This is a genomic window from Wolbachia endosymbiont (group B) of Sphaerophoria taeniata (assembly GCF_947179355.1).
Lineage (GTDB): Bacteria > Pseudomonadota > Alphaproteobacteria > Rickettsiales > Anaplasmataceae > Wolbachia.
The window spans coordinates 341,594-358,163 of record NZ_CAMXAW010000002.1 but is presented as its reverse complement, the minus strand read 5'-3'; the positions used below and the strand labels follow the sequence as shown (position 1 = coordinate 358,163).

Sequence of the window (16,570 nt, the reverse complement as noted above, 5' to 3'; positions counted from 1 at the left end):
CTCCTGAACGGATACTTTTAGTGAGCATAAGCAACATAATTAAAGTACACTAAGCATAGAAACCACTTTATCGTAACTTGGCAATGAATTAATTTCTCCAATCGCAGCTAAAGTAATTCTTTCATGCTGAGATAGCAATTCTTCTGCTGCTTTTTTTATATCGTAAATAGTAACAGCACTAATTTTTTCTATTAATTCGTTTTTACTGATGTATTTATTATAGTTACCGTAGTAGTGTCCTAACGTTTCAGCACGCGAGCTAACACTTTCGCGTGACATTAAAATTTGAGATTTTACTCGTTCTTTTACTCTATTTACTTCTTCTTCCTTTAAATCATCTGTAGACAATTTCTTCAACTCTGTCGTTATAGCTTTCAAAAGCTTATCTAGATTACTGCTATCTGTACCAGCAAAAATCGAAAGCATTCCTGTATCAGCATAGCTAGAGTTGAATGAGTAAATGGAATAAGCAAGCCCCTGCTTTTCTCTTACTTCCTGAAACAGGCGTGATGACATGCCACTTCCCAGTATGGCATCAAGAACTTTGAATGTGTGATATCTATTATCATCACGAGAAACACTAGGTAGACCAATTAATAAATGTACTTGATCTAATTTACGATGTTCTAAATACTCACCACCGGTATAACTTGCATTCTCGCTTTTTTTCAGCTCTTTTGAATGAATCTTTGAGAGAAAGTCTTTGATTAATTGAACAACCTCCTCATGTTCAACATTTCCTGCAACAGCAAATATAATGTTCTCGCCAAAGTAATGCTCATTTATGTAGTTATCTAGATTAGCTCGAGTAAAAGATTTGACAGTATCTTGCGTACCCAAGATTGACCTACCAAATGGTTGATCTTTATAAGCTGCTTCAAAATACTTATCAAAAATGATATCACTCGGTGAATCATTAGTTTGAAAAATCTCTTGTATTACAACACCCTTTTCGCGTTCCAATTCATCCTCTGGAAATGTAGAATTCATTAATATATCTATTAATATATCAATACCAGTCTTTATATCTTTTTTAAGAACCTTTGCGTAATAACTTGTACTTTCTCTACCGGTGCAAGCATTGAAAGCTCCACCTATGTCGTCAAAAGCTTTTGCAATTTCAAAAGCAGTTCTTGTCTTTGTTCCTTTGAAAGCCATGTGCTCTAGGAAATGAGATATTCCATTTTGGCTTGCACTTTCAGCTCTACTGCCAACACCAACTCGTATATTTAAAGCTACGGAATCAACTTCATGCACTCGCTCAGTTATTATGCACAGACCATTATCTAGTTTTGTTACTTGTGGTATATTCATCTTATATATTCTTCTTTAAATTCTCTTCTACAAAATCCCAATTGATCAAATGATCAAGAAAAACTTTTATGTAGTCAATTCTGCGATTTTGGCAATCCAAATAGTATGCATGCTCCCATACATCCATAGTAAGTAGTGGCACCTGGCCATAAATTAGCGGTAGATCCGCATTTGGAGTTTTAGTGATTTTGAGTTTTCCTTTTTCAAGCACTAACCACACCCATCCACTGCCAAATTGGCTTACTCCATAATTTGAAAATTCTTCACAAAATTTGTCAAAGCCACCAATATCATCTTGAATTTTTTTTGCTAGAAGACCATCATCTTTAGGCTCACCACCACCATTTTTTTTCATTGAATTCCAATAAAAAGTGTGATTCCAAACTTGTGCTGCATTGTTAAAAATAGGAACTGTATTATTATTTCCATGAACTTTCGTTACTAATTCCTCAATTTCCATATGTTGATAATCTGTGTTTTCAACCAGTTCGTTGAGTTTATTTAAATATCCCTTATGGTGCTTATCATAATGAAAATTCAATGTATTTGCAGATATGTAAGGTTCTAAAGCTGCTTTATCATATGGCAGCTCAGGTAAAGTAAAACTCATGCTGACCTCTTTATTTTCGATGGTATGGTAATATGTGCTTTTGCGCAACAGATAATTTAGTGATGTTTGTTGCAGTTATTCTAAAATAATCTATACTGATAAGGTAACTATTTTTTTATTTTTAGAGGGTTAATATGCCAAGTTCATATAGTAATTTTAAGAAATATGTTAAATTCGGAGATGTTCCTACCAAAAGTGTTGGATGTAACAAAATTCCACAAAATAGTTTCTATAAATCCGTTTACCTTATCAACAGTGTTGTTGGGCCAGTGAAAAATGTAGCTCTTGGTAGTTACAAAAAAAATCCTTCTATGATTGGGATTATTACTTTTGCGTTAGCTAGTGTAATTCTGCAACCTTTATATCTAGCATTGGCGTATTTGTCATACTGGCCGGCAAAAGGATTAGCGAAAGTAGTAGATAGTTTTGATCTTAAGCGTAACACAAAATCGTTAATAGATTATTCATTCATGTTGTCATGTAAGGCATGGGACCATAGTAGTGCATTATCTAAATTTGTTAACACAGTTTTGAGTTATGTTGTTAGTGCTGTTATTTGGGCTGCTGCGCTCGTTGTTACGCCACTCGTTTGGACTATTGATAAAGTAGCAAGTAAGTTTAGTGATGCAAACGCTGAAGGTGTTGGTAGTCCTTCTTTGTCAAAATAGATAGCCTACCAAGTACATGTGAAACCATTGTATCTGTGTGGCAAAATAAAGTAGACGAGATAAAGACACCTATAGAAACAAGAGGGTATCCGTTCAGCGGAGTGGCAGAATAAGGTAGACAAGGTGATCTAAAAAGATAATCATAGAGCAAAAGTGAGGTAATGTGGTAAACCTTTTAGAGCTTTGCAAAAATTTACAGCAAAAAATAGAAAAGTTAGAAGCAAAAATAGAAAAGCTGGAAAGGGAGAATGAAAGTTTAAAAGCAGAGAACAAGGCTTTAAAGATAGAGAACGCTGAATTAAAGGAAAGGCTTGGTTTAAACTCGAAAAATTCATCTCTACCAAGCTCTAGAGAGTTGTACAAAATAAAAAAGGACAAGCCAAAGAGCGACAGAAACGTTGGTGGTCAGGTTGGTCATAAAGGAAGTTTTCGCGCCAAAATGGATGCAGATGAGGTGATAAAAGTAAAGTTGTCATCTACTTGTGAATGCGGAGGAGGGATTGCAATATGCAATGGACCGTACATTCATCAAAAAGTTGATCTTCCGGAAATTAGGCCTTATGTAGTGGAATATCAGATGGAGCATGGTCGTTGCCGGAGATGCGGAAAAAGAAGAAGCAGTAAGTTACCAGAAGGTGTTACGTCAGATACATTTGGTCCAAGGGTTAAGTCAATAATTGCAGCGTTCAGCGGATTCTACAAAAATTCAAAACGCGAAATAGCGAGTGTCGTAAATGATATCTTCAATTTGAACATAAGCGTCGTTAGCATATCAAATAGTGAACATAGAGTTGCTTCAAAATGCAAAAAAATGTATGAGCAGATCGAACAAGAGATAAGTAGGAGTAAAGTTCTACATATTGATGAAACGAGCCATTATAACAAAGGTAAACTCGCTTGGTGTTGGATGTTTGCAAGCAATACGGCAAGTTTTGTGAAGTTGACAGAGTCAAGAGGAATGAAAGTTTTAAAAAATAACGCATGCTGCAATCATAATAGCTTAGTGGTAACCGACAGGTACGCAGTATACAATTACTTTGCTGATGAAAAAAGGCAAATCTGCTGGGCACACTTAGCAAGGGATTTTGAAAGATTAGCGCATAGTTGGAATATTGAAGTCAAAGTTCTTGGCTGTTACTTAAGAAATGTAGCTACTGAATTATTTGCACTAAAAAAGGCTTTGCTAAAAAATGAGATAGATGTTTTTAGATTTGCCAGACGTGCCAGAAAGTTGCGAAAACGTACAAGGTATTACTTGAAGGAAATATCCTACTTACCTGAAGCAATTGGAGCCTCTCGAGTTGCGAAAAATATTTTGAAATCTGAAAGAATGATGTGGAATTTTTTAGATGACCCAAAAAACATTCCGCTGACAAACAACCATGCTGAACAGCAGATACGGCATTATGTCGTTTACCGCAAAAATTCGTATTTTACACAATCAAAGCGGGGAAATGCATTCCTTGAACGGATAATTTCGTTATACTTAACATGGAAACAAAGGGGTCTCAATCCTTTCCAAAACCTCTTATCTATTGTTTCTTAAACCACTCTCCTGAACGGATACGTATTTTACACAATCAAAGCGGGGAAATGCATTCCTTGAACGGATAATTTCGTTATACTTAACATGGAAACAAAGGGGTCTCAATCCTTTCCAAAACCTCTTATCTATTGTTTCTTAAACCACTCTCCTGAACGGATACAATGAGGTAGTATGTTTAATCTGTTTTTAACTAAAAAAATCAATTATATTTTCTTTCACCTCTGTGCTGTCTATTATGTTATTTACTCTTACACGAAATTCAGATGAGTTTTGAAGCCCGCTACTGTACCATCCTATATGTTTGCGGGCCATCTTTATTCCTGTATCGCTTCCATAGTACTCAAGAATACTGTCATAATGCTTGAGTATTATGCTTAATCTCTCTGAGGCTGTTGGCTCAGAAACTTTATTTCCACTCAAAAAGTTTATTGCTTGATTAATCAGCCAAGGTTTGCCGTAAGCACCACGACCTATCATTACTCCATCTGCCCCAGATTCTTTAAGTGCACTTTGAACATCATTCAAACTCTTAATATCTCCATTTACTATAACTGGAATTTTTACCTGCTCTTTAACATTTCTAACGAATTTCCAATCTGCTTGACCATTATAAAGCTGTGCCCTTGTCCTTCCATGTACAGTAATCATCTTTGCTCCCAAATCTTCTGCAATTTTTGCCAAGCGCGGAGCATTACGATTTTCGTCATTCCATCCAGTACGCATTTTTACTGTAACTGGCACACTCACTGCCTTGACTACAGCTTCTATTATCTCAGCAGCCTTTTTTTCATCACGCATAAGTGCTGACCCTGCGTAACCGTTTACAACTTTTTTAACTGGACAACCAAAATTTATATCTATGATTTTTGCACCCATGCCCTCATTTAACTTTGCAGCTTCCGCCATAACATCAGGCTCACAACCAGCAAGTTGTACAGCGGTTAGTTCATCGACTTTTGCTTTTTGCATGCTCTGGCGAGTTTGCATGATCATAGCTCTGCTTGCAATCATTTCTGAGACTAGCAAACTTGCACCAAGTTTCTTTACAATACTCCTAAATGGATAGTCAGTCACTCCAGACATTGGCGCTAAAATAACTGGAGAATCAATCGTCAAACTTCCTATTTGTAGGGACATAGATTTTATAGATTAATTACTTAAGCCCAAACGTCTTGCACACGTTGTAGTAACATTTTGAATAATCGAACTTATGGTAGATTGTGCCTCCTCTTTCTTACTATCTTCAGAAATGAGCTGCTGTATAGTATCATGTAAAATTCCACCTTCAGCAATGGATTCTTTCCACTCTTCATCCTCCATAAGTGCTTTTGCGAACTCTCTTCTCTTCTCGTGCAATTGTCCTGGCCTAGGCTTGTACTTTGATAACTCTCTGTCAATTTCATCAAATGATTTATCCTCGTTGAGCATTTCCGTAATCCTATGAGCATTTTCTAAAGCAAATACTCCACAATTACAGCCATCTTTTTGCTGATCAACCGCAGAACTCTTTATGCTATCATTTCCTATCTCTAAGGTTTCCTGCAATATGCCCACTATATAACTAGTATCAATTGGCTTACTAACTAACTTATTTCTATATTCTCTTGCATGACCTAATGTTTTTTCAACATCATCTTTTTTCTCTTTAAGGCTAGCATTATCTGGATTATTTTCTCTTTTCCGTATTAAACTTCCCACCTCATTATTTAAGGGTACTAGACACTTCTCAGCAATCTCATTAGCAAGACTTATATCGTCTTTTACCTTTCCTTCAACCTCATTTGGTAATTTATTACCAAATGAGTCACAATAATAAGCTCTAAATTGTCTGTTACCATTACATGTGACTATCAGTGTTACCCAGTGATTTCCTCCTAAATTAATAATCGAGGCAAAGATTTTTTTTGTGTTCCCTTGTTCTATTTTATACTCTTTCAGTTTTGAGTTTAAAGTACTCACATCACCAGGAATACAAAAAACTACATTGCTACTTGAATTTTCTGAATAGTTATATACAGCTCTTGCAATATGAGAAATATCATGTTCTTGTAGCCAGTAATAGTAATTTTCTCTATTTGTCTGATGCATAAGAGTTTGTAAATCTTCATGAAACTCTTTGCCACCCAAACCACTATCTCCTGAAGCATTAGAATTTCTACGACTATTGTTACTTGAGGCAGGTTCACTTCCTGGTACAATACCACTATCTGTAGATGGAGAATAGGAATTTCTACGTACCCTCTTATCCGAATCATTTGTTTGTCTTGATATAGTATCTAGTCCACTATCCAGTGATTTACTTCTTGTGAATTTTTGCTCTTTTGGACTCTTTTCTTCCTTTACAGTTCCTTTTTCATCAACATAACCTTTTACCAAGTAAAATAAAGGTTCAATAACCATCTTGTATGTCGCTGCAAGCACTATTCCCATTAAGATCCAAGCTATAGGGTTGGAGATGAGCATAGCAAGTGGTAAGGTTAAGAGGAAAGATCCCATTATCAATCCCAAACAGCCAATGGTAAATGTAGTCGCCAAATATATACAAAAAGCGTAGACAGCAAATCTTCCACTAGACTTAAGTTTAGTGAAGTGAGTACTCTCTTTAGATTTATTGTATCTTTCTATGATGGCTAACATATTATATTTCACGTTTATCAATTCTAGCAAATTATGAAGGTAAAATCAATATTAGCATTTATATGTAAAAATATTGAGCATTCAAAGCTTTTGAAGTAGAGTAATGATGTTAGTAATAGCACAACATATGCATGATATAGAACATATACGCAAAAACCCTAAAGGATTTGAAAAAGCAATAAAAAGCAGAGGGGTGAAAGAATTTACTGCAAAAGAAATATTAGAGATAGACCATAAAAAAAGATCACTGACTACTAAATTGCAAGCTTTAAATAAGCAACGAAACGAGGTCACGGAAGAAATAAAGAGGCTTAAAATGAGCAAGAGCCCTTGTGAAGAGCAAATAGAGTTGTCAAAAGACATCACGAATGAGATAGAGGCAATTAGCTTAAAGGAACAAGCAGAAAAGGATAAGTTAGTGAATGTTTTATCTAACTTGCCGAATATTCCTGCGCAAGATGTGCCAATAGGCGCAGATGAGAACTCTAATTTAGAGGTGAGAAGATATGGAGGAAAAAGACAGTTTGATTTTGTACCGGAATCTCATTATGAACTCGGAGAAAAATTAGGTTTAATAGACTTCGAACAAGCGGCGAAAATTTCCGGATCAAGATTTGCGATATTAAAAGGACAGTTAGCTAAGCTTGGACGAGCGCTAATAAATTTTATGCTTGAAATGCATGTTAATGAATTTGGCTATACTGAAGTGTACCACCCAGCTTTGGTGAAAAACGAAGCTATGTATAATGTTGGTCAGCTACCGAAATTTTCTGACGATTCGTATTTAACTACCGACGAATTGAGATTAATTCCCACAAGTGAAGTGTTTTTAACGAATTTGGTTGCTGATAAAATAGTAGAGGAAAAAGAACTGCCTATTCGTTTTACTGCATATTCAGAATGTTTTCGTAAAGAAGCTGGCAGTGCAGGACGAGATACAAGAGGTATGATAAGGCAACACCAATTTGGTAAAGTGGAGTTGGTAAGCATCACAACTGAAGACCAGTCAAAAGACGAGCTTGAACGTATGACTAGTGTTGCTGAAGAGATATTAAAAAAACTAGAATTACCGTACAGAGTAATGCTACTTTGCAGTGGCGATATGGGTTTTGCTGCACAAAAGACTTATGACATAGAGGTATGGTTACCTGAGCAAAATAAATATAGAGAAATATCAAGCTGCTCAAATTGCGGTACGTTCCAGGCAAGAAGAATGAATACTAAATACTTCTTAGAAACTGACAGAAAAACAAAAAAATACGTTCACACTTTAAACGGCTCAGCTTTAGCCATAGGAAGAACAATTGTTGCCATAATGGAGAATTATCAAAATTCCGATGGGTCAGTTACAATACCAAACGTGTTGCAAAGATACATGAGTAATGATACTGTTATAAGCAAACAATAATTTTGACATATAGAAAAGCGAGGAAATAAAGATGAAGGTTCTGGTTATAGGTTCTGGTGGGCGTGAGCATGCTTTACTTTGGGCTTTAAAGAAGTCTCCTACCTTGACTAAGTTATATGTTACTCCTGGTCGCCCGGCCATGGAAAATTTTGGAGTTCTTGTGAATATAAATATTCAAGATTCAGTGGATGTTACACAATTTTGCAAGAAAGAAAATATAGAGCTAGTGATTATTGGTCCAGAGCAGCCGATAATTAATGGGCTTGCTGATGATTTAACTGCGGAGGGGATAAACGTTTTTGCTCCAAGTCAAGCAGCTGCAAAACTTGAGGCATCAAAGTCTTTTACGAAGGAACTATGTAAACAATATGGTATACCGACCGCCAAATATGAACGTTTTATTGATGAAAGGTTAGCTAAAAATTTTGTCCGTAGTAATAAAATAAAATTGCCGCTTGTAATTAAAGCAAATGGAATTGCAGCAGGGAAAGGTGTCATAATATGCCACACAGAAAATGAGGCTTTTTCAGCAATAGATTCAATGCTAGTGGAGAAAAATCTTGGTGAGTCAGGTGAAGAAATAATCATAGAAGAGTTTTTAATTGGAGAGGAAGTAAGTTTTTTTGCTCTTATTGATGGGTTGAAGGTAGTAACCTTTGGGTGTGCAAAAGATTACAAGAGAGTTGGTGAAAATAACGAGGGACAAAATACTGGAGGCATGGGGTCATACTCATCACCTTCGATTATAAGTAAGGAGATGGAGCAAAAAATTATCCAAAAAATAATATATCCTACAATTCAAGCACTGACTAACATGGGAACATCCTATAAAGGAGTACTCTTTGCTGGTTTAATGATTTGCAAAGATAGTCCAAAGCTTCTTGAGTATAATGTTAGGTTTGGGGATCCGGAAACACAATCCATGTTACCTAGGCTTGATTCAAGTTGTGATTTGTTAAAATTGATGTTGTCAGTTGCAGAAGGAAAGTTAAATACAAAAGTAGTGGAGTTTAATGACAAAGCTACAGTTTGTGTAGTTGTTGCAAGTAAAGGCTATCCTGGTGATTATCAAAAGGGAGAAGTAATTAAAGGATTGGATAAAATTGAAAACATTCCTGGTGTACTAGTGTTTCATGCTGGTACTAAGTTGGATGAAAGTGGTAATTGGATTTCCGATGGCGGAAGAGTGCTAAATATAGTAGGAGAAGGAAACACTGTGGAAGAAGCTAAAAGTAAAGTGTACTCAGCGTTAAATTTTCTAGAATGGTCAGGTGGGTTCTTCAGGTATGATATTGGTAGTTAATTTAGCTCATGCAGAAACAAAAAAAGTCACTTTGCAAGTAGTAATACACATAGAAAAATATCAACTAGGTTTATAGTCTATCACTACTGTTTTTGCAATTTTATCATGAAGAAACTGCTTACGTTGGTCAAATATTGCGAATATAAAAACTAGAATCGGTAAAATTGCAAACCACTGAGAAACATAATCAATTAAAAAAAGAAAAACAAATGATAAAGCTGCCTCAGAAATGCACCTTATTGTTGCTTGCATTAGAGTAACACTTTTAAATGTATTTGCATCTTTGACATACATACCACATAACAACTGTCCTGGAGTACCTCCCAGTCTTGTTATCATTAATATTTCTAATACTGTGTACAGCATTGATGTAAAGATTGTATAAGGAGATGTTAACTGTTTAATTTCGTCATGAAAGTTATCAACTTCGTGATTGCCAGATACTGCAATGTATAGAATGAATAAAGGAAAGAAAAATATGATATAGTCAAGTACTTCTGCTACAGTACGCCTTGTAAACCCTACATAATTTACTTTAACACTCGTTTCAGTATTCATATATACCCCACCTATATTTTATATTACCAACTAATATAAAGATACGTTATTAAACAATCGTAAATATGCCAATTTGGATAATATTGACCCACTCTATTATTTGAATTAACATTAAATTATTTATAGTTAGGAAAGTTATGTCAACACCAATCACAGTTGCGTATGGTGATGGTATCGGACCAGAAATTATGGAAGCGGTGCTGTCGATATTGCGTGAAGCGAAAGCGAAAATCTCAATAGATATTATTGAAATAGGAGAGTGTGTTTATAGTAAAGAATGGTCTCACGGCATTTCTCCAAGTGGTTGGGAATCTATTGAAAGGACAAAGATATTACTAAAATCTCCGACGACAACTCCTCAAGGCAAAGGGCACAAAAGCCTAAATGTGGCGCTCAGAAAGAACCTAGGGTTATATGCAAATATCAGATCATGCATTTCATATCATCCTGTTATAGAAAATAAATTCGGTAAGTTTGATATCGTAGTAATACGCGAAAATGAAGAAGATGTTTACACCGGAATAGAGCATAGGCTCACTGGTGACTCGTACCAATGCACTAAAATTATTACTAGATCTGGCTCAGAAAAAATATGCAGGTACGCTTTTGAATATGCGAAAAAACATAACAGAAAGAAAGTAACTTGCCTGACTAAAGACAACATAATGAAAATGACTGACGGCGCTTTTCATGCAGCGTTTGATCGTATTGCAAAAGAATATCCGGATATAAAGGCGGAACATTATATAGTTGATATTGGAATGGCACGTGTTGCCACAGAACCCGAGAATTTCGATGTTATAGTAACTGAAAATCTATATGGCGACATATTATCAGATATAGTGGCACAAACCTCAGGTTCTGTAGGGCTTGCAGGAAGTAGCAATATAGGTAATGAATATGCAATGTTTGAAGCGGTTCACGGCTCTGCTCCTGATATTGCAGGAAAAAACATAGCTAATCCTTCTGGTCTTTTAAATGCTGCAGTGCATATGTTGGTCTATATCGGTCAAGTGAGTACTGCAAGGCTAATTTACAATGCATGGTTAAAAACCTTAGAAGATGGAATACACACTGCTGATTTATATAAGGAGAAAAAGAGCAAGCAGAAAGTTGGGACAAAAGAATTTGCACAAGCTGTTATAGATAATCTAGGAAAGAAACCTGCAACATTACCTGAGCTTATAATTAGCAGTGATTTGGATAGTAAAATAAATAAAGTACAAGACCATTACGAACAAGATTACAAAGTTAAAAAGCTAGTGGGTAGTGATATAGCGCTTGCTTGGGACAAATCCAACAATTTTGATCAAATAGTAAGATTATTTGAATCGAGTAATCTGAAAATGATAGCAATATACTCAAAAGGACTTGCAATTTGGCCAGGAGGCTCAAAATCTTCAAGTGACCAAATAACCTGCAGGTTTATCGCAAATAATGAAAAGCAAGCTATTACAAATATTGATGTGAATAACTTGCTAATCAAACTTGAAGAAAATAGCTTTGACGTGGTGAGAATGGATAAATTGTATTTATATGATGGAAAAGAGGGTTTTTTCTCCTGATTATTGTTTAATGTTTTTGTGTTTGCGTAAAACACTAAATATGATATATTTATGTGAGGAATAGTAATGAGTCAACATTTTAAGTTAACTAATCAGGAGTTTCGTGATAATGCTAATCTGTTCGACATATTAGAAATAGAAGCTAAGCAAGTTGTAGACAAGAATTATGAAGAGCTTAGCGCAATTTTGAAGAAGCAGCATAAGAAGTTAATTCTTGTAAACCATCCTGACAAAGGTGGAGACAAAAATAGATTTGATCAGATTTATAAAGCTTATCAAGAGCTAAAAAAGTACATTGAACCTTTGGAGTCAGGAAATCCTTGTGTTAAAGTCAGTGTTGGTGCTGAAAGTAATGGACGTTTAACGGCAAGAGAGTTTCACTATAGGAGAAAGTTGTTTAACGAGCTAAAAATCAGTGAGGAAGAAGCTGTAGGTAAAGATTTTGATGGGTTGATTGCTATACTAAAAAGAAATGATTGTTCGTTTGGAGAAGACCTAAAAAGCTATAATGAACTTCAGGCTCAAATAGAGAGGATTTTGCTAAATCCAAATTTAGATAATTTTCAGAAGAGTGTACAAAGTGCAAAGTTAATGCAAGAGTTATATCAATATATAGCAAAGCCAAGCATACAATTATTCAATTATATTACTCCTCTAAAAGAAAAGAGAAGCCTAATTGAAGAAGATAAAAAGACATTAGCATTGAAATTTATAGAGCGCAAAAATGCTCTAATGTTAGTACCAAAAATAAGTTTTCTGCCTTTAGCTATATTAACTACAGTTACTATAGGTTGCTATTTTTCATGGTGGATCATAGCATTTAACATCGCTATTAGTAGAGCCTCTGGTTTATTAGTGAATTATTATATGGAAAAGTATAAAAATTCAGAAATTTCTACTGATGAATTCATAAGTAAGATGAGCTATATCGAGCTAAGCAGTAAACTTCTTATCAACTATCCTTTAGCTGCTTTTTCTGTTTATTTAGTTACAATAAATTTCATTGCTAATGGATTAACTGTTGGTGGAGCTGTACTTGGTCCACTATTGTTATTGGCAGTATTAATTGAAGCATTAGCTCCTATTTTCTCAAAAGGCTGTGAAATATATGCTGACAAGCACACAAAAGATTTACTAGAAGAGGATCCAAGAGATAGAGTGCAAAAGGAGACTGATCTGTTAGGACGGTATGATCCACGAAGGCTATTAATGCCGATAATTATGCCTCTTGTTAGAAAGTGTTTTGCAGAAGTGGCAAGCGAATTTGCTGAAAGGAATTTTGATGAGGTAAAAACTGATATGTCTGATGTTAATACTGAAGGACTACCTCATCCTCAAGCAATTGAATTTGCACAGCAAACAGTATAGTATAAGCTTTTAGCTCTATGCATGGACTCAAAAAAAGTAGAATTAATATTTGAAAAATTTCAACAGTCAAATCCTGCGCCAAAAATAGAGCTAAATTATACCAATCATTTTACGTTATTAGTTGCAATAGTTCTGTCAGTGCGGACGACCGATATAAGTGTTAATAAAATTACAAAGGAGCTATTTAGTATCGCTGATACGCCAGAAAAAATGTTGAATCTTGGGCAAAGTGAGCTGAGAAAATGCATAAGCAGTATTGGTTTATATAATTCTAAAGCAAAAAATATAATCGGGCTCAGTAAAATATTGATTGAGCGGTACAATAGCAAAGTGCCTACTAATTTCGATGATTTGGTATCTTTACCAGGGGTTGGGAGAAAGAGCGCTAATGTATTCTTAAATTCAGGGCTTGGTATTCCAACATTGGCAGTTGATACTCACGTTTTTAGAGTGAGCAATAGAGTTGGGCTTGTGAAAGAAAAAGATGTACTTAAAACAGAGCAGTCTCTTTTGAATGTAGTGCCAAAAAAATACCTACTTTATGCTCATCATTGGCTAGTTTTGCATGGTAGATATGTTTGCAAAGCGCAAAAACCTTCGTGTGAAACATGCATAATTCATGATTTATGTGAGTTTGAATGTAAGAGGTATAAAGTCTAGCACAACACTTCGATATTTCTTACTTTTATCATCCAAGTAGCTGATCTCTATGATGGTGTCATCCGAGTAGCTGACACTGGGATGACAATGAAGGGCTACTTGATGACGCCTCTGTGCACTGCCGTTATAAAGCTGCTACTTTGATGAATAAAATGATGTCATTCCAGAGCATGGAGCTGTAATCCAGTTCTTATTACCTGATATGCTCATTTGACAGTTAAGTCTTCTCTACCCCGATTTGCATAACACCTTCGCTCATGGTTAAAAGATACCGAGGCAGTAGAGTGTATTAGTTTTTGCAAGCTGTTATTTTGCTATGGATTGCTGTAATGGCATCATCTATTTTATTGTTATCACAGCCTGTTTGGGCAAGTTCGGCATTTCCACCGCAATCCCTTCTGGTTACAGTAGATACTAGCTCTTTTGCATTGATCTTATTAGTTAAATCTTTACTTACTTTGACAATCAAAACTGTTTTATCCTTTTCTGTTACCATGAAGGCTATTACAGTTTTCGGTTTTTGTTGCTGTAGAGCAAATTCCCTTATTATACTTCCTGGAACGTTATTGAAAGTGTGGCTTACGAAATTTATTCCATTTATTTCGGTACTTTTTACAGTTTCTACACTGATAAGCTTTTTATAAAGATTTTTTATTTTGACTTCAAATTCTTTGCGCTCCTGGCTTAAAATACTGAGTCGACTTATTATTTCATTTACTGGTGCTTTTACGCATTCTGCAACTTTTTTTAAGCTAATTTCGTTATTGCGTACATAATTAATTGCTTCTTGACCGGTTAAAGCTTCAATTCTTCTTACTCGAGATGCAACGGAACATTCTGCTGCTATCTTAAACAAACCAATTTCTCCGGTACGCTCCACGTGTGTACCACCACATAATTCTTTTGAATCTCCAATTTTTACAACCCTAACATTATCACCATATTTTTCACCAAATAAGGCCATCGCTCCTTCGTCTATTGCCTCATCCATACCTTGAACTTTTGTGGACGTAGAAAGATTTTCTCTGATTAGAGAGTTTACTATATCTTCTACTGAAGACAGCTGATCCTGAGTGACTGGCTTATTGTGACTAAAGTCAAATCTTAGTCTATTTGGTGCGACTAGAGAACCTTTTTGAGTAACGTGATCACCTAAGATTTTTCTGAGTGCAAAGTGTAGAAGATGTGTAGCTGAATGATTTCTTCTTAAGTCTTGTCTTCTTTTTTTATTAATACTAGCTGTAACTGTGTTACCTTTACAAATTGAGCCGACGCACCTGTGCAAATACAAGTCATTAATCTTGTTGGTATTTTCGACTGTTACCATACTTCCATCAGACTGTATAAGATTTCCAATATCTCCCACTTGTCCACCTGACTCTCCATAAAAAGGTGTTTTATCAAGTATAATAGTTATCTTTTCTCCTTCTTTTGCAGAATCAATTACTTCATTTTTAGAGGAAATTATTGCGAGTACTGTTGCATCCTTTACTTCATCACGTTCATAACCAACAAATTCCGTTTTGCCAAACTGATCGATTAAATTAAACCATACTTGTTCAACAGATTTTTCACCAGATCCAGTCCAATTAGCACGTGCTCTTTCTTTTTGCTCTTTCATTGCATTATCAAAACCTTTTTGGTCAAAATTTATTTTCCTTTCTTTCAAAATATCAAGTGTGATATCCAAAGGAAATCCATAAGTGTCATATAGTTTGAATGCTGATTCTCCAGATAGAGTGTCACCTGATTTTAAATCTGCAGTGAATTTGTCCAAGAGATTAATGCCTTTCATTAAAGTGTCTTTAAAGTTTTCTTCCTCTGATTTTAACGTTGTTTCTATTAAGCTTTTAGCTCTGATTAGCTCTGGATAAGCATCTCCCATATAAGCCAAACTTGTGCCATCTATGAGTGCAGGAAAAACAAGGTTCAATAGAGAATCATTATATCCAAGTAGGTGGATATAACGTACTGCTCTCCTGATCAATCTGCGTAGTACATAATTTCTTCCTTCATTTCCAGGAAGCACTCCTTCTGCGATGAGAAATGCAGCTGCACGAAGGTGATCTGCGATAATCTTATGAGCTACTTTATTTTCCGTATTTCCACAGTACTCTTGCGATTTACTTACCAGAGCAGAAAATAGGTCAATATCATAGTTATCATGAACGTTCTGCATAACAGCTGCTATTCTTTCAAGGCCCATTCCGGTATCGATGCATTTTTTTGGTAATTTTTGTAAATTACCTTCTTCATCTTTATTAAATTCCATGAACACCAGGTTCCAAATTTCAACAATTCTGTCGTCTTCATGTAAAGCGGAATTTCCATGATCGTAAAAGATTTCAGAACATGGGCCACATGGACCAGTATTGCCCATGCTCCAAAAGTTATCATCTGTTGTAATTCTTATGATTTTATCATCTGAAAAGCCACTTATCTTACGCCAAATTTCATATGCTTCATCATCAGTGTGGTAAACAGTTATGGATAGTCTGTTTTTATCAAGAGACAATTCTTCAGTAATAAATTTCCACGCAAATTCTATCGCAGTTTCTTTCAAGTAATCACCAAAGCTAAAATTTCCGAGCATTTCAAAAAATGTGTGATGCCGAGATGTATAGCCAACATTTTCAAGATCATTGTGTTTACCACCTGCTCTGAGACACTTTTGACTTGAGACGGCACGTTTCATTTCAGTTTTTTGCGTGCCGGTAAAGATGTTTTTGAACTGTACCATACCAGCATTTGTAAACATGAGTGTTGGATCATGCTCTGGAATCAAAGGAGAAGAAGGAACTTGCTCATGATTATTATTTACAAAAAATTTTATAAATCTTTCTCTAATTTCGTTTAGCTTCATCGTTTTTACTGAGGTTATCTATGCATAATAAGTTGTAACAGAAGTAAAATCAATTTATCAATCTAAATAT

13 protein-coding genes are annotated in these 16,570 nt (G+C 35.4%); 7 read left to right on the top strand and 6 right to left on the bottom strand.

Going from position 1 to position 16,570, the window contains the following annotated elements; genetic code table 11:
- Window positions 1-39 precede the first annotated feature (39 nt).
- Both ONG75_RS02860 and ONG75_RS02855 read right to left on the bottom strand, forming a co-directional pair.
- The gene (locus ONG75_RS02860; protein WP_264375732.1) at window positions 40-1,314 is read right to left on the bottom strand and encodes a M16 family metallopeptidase; all 1,275 of its coding nucleotides are present in this window, start codon (window positions 1,312-1,314) and stop codon (window positions 40-42) included.
- A gap of 1 nt (window position 1,315) precedes the next feature.
- Entirely contained in the window at window positions 1,316-1,924 is a 609-nt protein-coding gene (locus tag ONG75_RS02855; protein WP_264375731.1) for a superoxide dismutase, read from the bottom strand.
- Window positions 1,925-2,058: 134 nt separating this feature from the next.
- On the opposite strand from ONG75_RS02855, the gene ONG75_RS02850 reads away from it, so the two are divergent.
- Together ONG75_RS02850 and tnpC are read left to right on the top strand one after the other, a co-directional pair.
- On the top strand, window positions 2,059-2,592 hold the full coding sequence (locus tag ONG75_RS02850) for a hypothetical protein (RefSeq protein WP_264375730.1): 534 nt from the start codon (window positions 2,059-2,061) through the stop codon (window positions 2,590-2,592).
- A gap of 163 nt (window positions 2,593-2,755) precedes the next feature.
- The gene (tnpC, locus tag ONG75_RS02845; RefSeq protein ID WP_264375454.1) at window positions 2,756-4,138 is read left to right on the top strand and encodes an IS66 family transposase; all 1,383 of its coding nucleotides are present in this window, start codon (window positions 2,756-2,758) and stop codon (window positions 4,136-4,138) included.
- A gap of 186 nt (window positions 4,139-4,324) precedes the next feature.
- On the opposite strand, the gene dusB is transcribed toward tnpC, so the two are convergent.
- Both dusB and ONG75_RS02835 read right to left on the bottom strand, forming a co-directional pair.
- Window positions 4,325-5,275: a tRNA dihydrouridine synthase DusB gene (gene dusB, locus ONG75_RS02840; RefSeq protein WP_010402373.1), complete on the bottom strand. Its 951-nt coding sequence runs from the start codon at window positions 5,273-5,275 to the stop codon at window positions 4,325-4,327.
- 12 nt (window positions 5,276-5,287) lie between these two features.
- Window positions 5,288-6,775: a hypothetical protein gene (locus ONG75_RS02835; protein WP_405197634.1), complete on the bottom strand. Its 1,488-nt coding sequence runs from the start codon at window positions 6,773-6,775 to the stop codon at window positions 5,288-5,290.
- Window positions 6,776-6,902: 127 nt separating this feature from the next.
- Between ONG75_RS02835 and serS the strand changes: the two genes are divergently transcribed.
- Both serS and purD read left to right on the top strand, forming a co-directional pair.
- The gene (gene serS / locus ONG75_RS02830; RefSeq protein WP_264375838.1) at window positions 6,903-8,183 is read left to right on the top strand and encodes a serine--tRNA ligase; all 1,281 of its coding nucleotides are present in this window, start codon (window positions 6,903-6,905) and stop codon (window positions 8,181-8,183) included.
- A gap of 31 nt (window positions 8,184-8,214) precedes the next feature.
- Complete coding sequence (gene purD, locus ONG75_RS02825; RefSeq protein ID WP_264375728.1) at window positions 8,215-9,486, top strand: phosphoribosylamine--glycine ligase; 1,272 nt, start codon at window positions 8,215-8,217, stop codon at window positions 9,484-9,486.
- Between the two features lie 60 nt (window positions 9,487-9,546).
- Here purD and ONG75_RS02820 read toward each other — a convergent pair whose 3' ends face one another.
- A complete protein-coding gene (locus ONG75_RS02820; RefSeq protein ID WP_264375727.1) occupies window positions 9,547-10,044 on the bottom strand; it encodes an RDD family protein in 498 nt (165 codons plus the stop codon).
- A gap of 137 nt (window positions 10,045-10,181) precedes the next feature.
- Between ONG75_RS02820 and icd the strand changes: the two genes are divergently transcribed.
- The 3 genes from icd (at window position 10,182) to nth (ending at window position 13,637) form a co-directional block, all read left to right on the top strand.
- The gene (icd, locus tag ONG75_RS02815; RefSeq protein ID WP_264375726.1) at window positions 10,182-11,609 is read left to right on the top strand and encodes an isocitrate dehydrogenase; all 1,428 of its coding nucleotides are present in this window, start codon (window positions 10,182-10,184) and stop codon (window positions 11,607-11,609) included.
- 66 nt (window positions 11,610-11,675) lie between these two features.
- Entirely contained in the window at window positions 11,676-12,977 is a 1,302-nt protein-coding gene (locus ONG75_RS02810; RefSeq protein ID WP_264375725.1) for a molecular chaperone DnaJ, read from the top strand.
- Window positions 12,978-12,998: 21 nt separating this feature from the next.
- Entirely contained in the window at window positions 12,999-13,637 is a 639-nt protein-coding gene (gene nth / locus ONG75_RS02805; RefSeq protein WP_264375724.1) for an endonuclease III, read from the top strand.
- A 289-nt stretch (window positions 13,638-13,926) separates the two neighbouring features.
- On the opposite strand, the gene alaS is transcribed toward nth, so the two are convergent.
- Window positions 13,927-16,500 (bottom strand): alanine--tRNA ligase, encoded by a 2,574-nt coding sequence (alaS, locus tag ONG75_RS02800; protein WP_264375723.1) that lies wholly within the window; start codon window positions 16,498-16,500, stop codon window positions 13,927-13,929.
- Window positions 16,501-16,570: the final 70 nt, after the last annotated feature.

Coding starts and splice junctions, on each gene's coding strand:
- ONG75_RS02860 (WP_264375732.1), bottom strand. CDS start 1,314: ATGAATATACCACAAGTAACAAAACTAGATAATGGTCTGTGCATAATA.
- ONG75_RS02855 (WP_264375731.1), bottom strand. CDS start 1,924: ATGAGTTTTACTTTACCTGAGCTGCCATATGATAAAGCAGCTTTAGAA.
- ONG75_RS02850 (WP_264375730.1), top strand. CDS start 2,059: ATGCCAAGTTCATATAGTAATTTTAAGAAATATGTTAAATTCGGAGAT.
- dusB (WP_010402373.1), bottom strand. CDS start 5,275: ATGTCCCTACAAATAGGAAGTTTGACGATTGATTCTCCAGTTATTTTA.
- ONG75_RS02835 (WP_405197634.1), bottom strand. CDS start 6,775: ATGTTAGCCATCATAGAAAGATACAATAAATCTAAAGAGAGTACTCAC.
- serS (WP_264375838.1), top strand. CDS start 6,903: ATGCATGATATAGAACATATACGCAAAAACCCTAAAGGATTTGAAAAA.
- purD (WP_264375728.1), top strand. CDS start 8,215: ATGAAGGTTCTGGTTATAGGTTCTGGTGGGCGTGAGCATGCTTTACTT.
- ONG75_RS02820 (WP_264375727.1), bottom strand. CDS start 10,044: ATGAATACTGAAACGAGTGTTAAAGTAAATTATGTAGGGTTTACAAGG.
- icd (WP_264375726.1), top strand. CDS start 10,182: ATGTCAACACCAATCACAGTTGCGTATGGTGATGGTATCGGACCAGAA.
- ONG75_RS02810 (WP_264375725.1), top strand. CDS start 11,676: ATGAGTCAACATTTTAAGTTAACTAATCAGGAGTTTCGTGATAATGCT.
- nth (WP_264375724.1), top strand. CDS start 12,999: ATGGACTCAAAAAAAGTAGAATTAATATTTGAAAAATTTCAACAGTCA.
- alaS (WP_264375723.1), bottom strand. CDS start 16,500: ATGAAGCTAAACGAAATTAGAGAAAGATTTATAAAATTTTTTGTAAAT.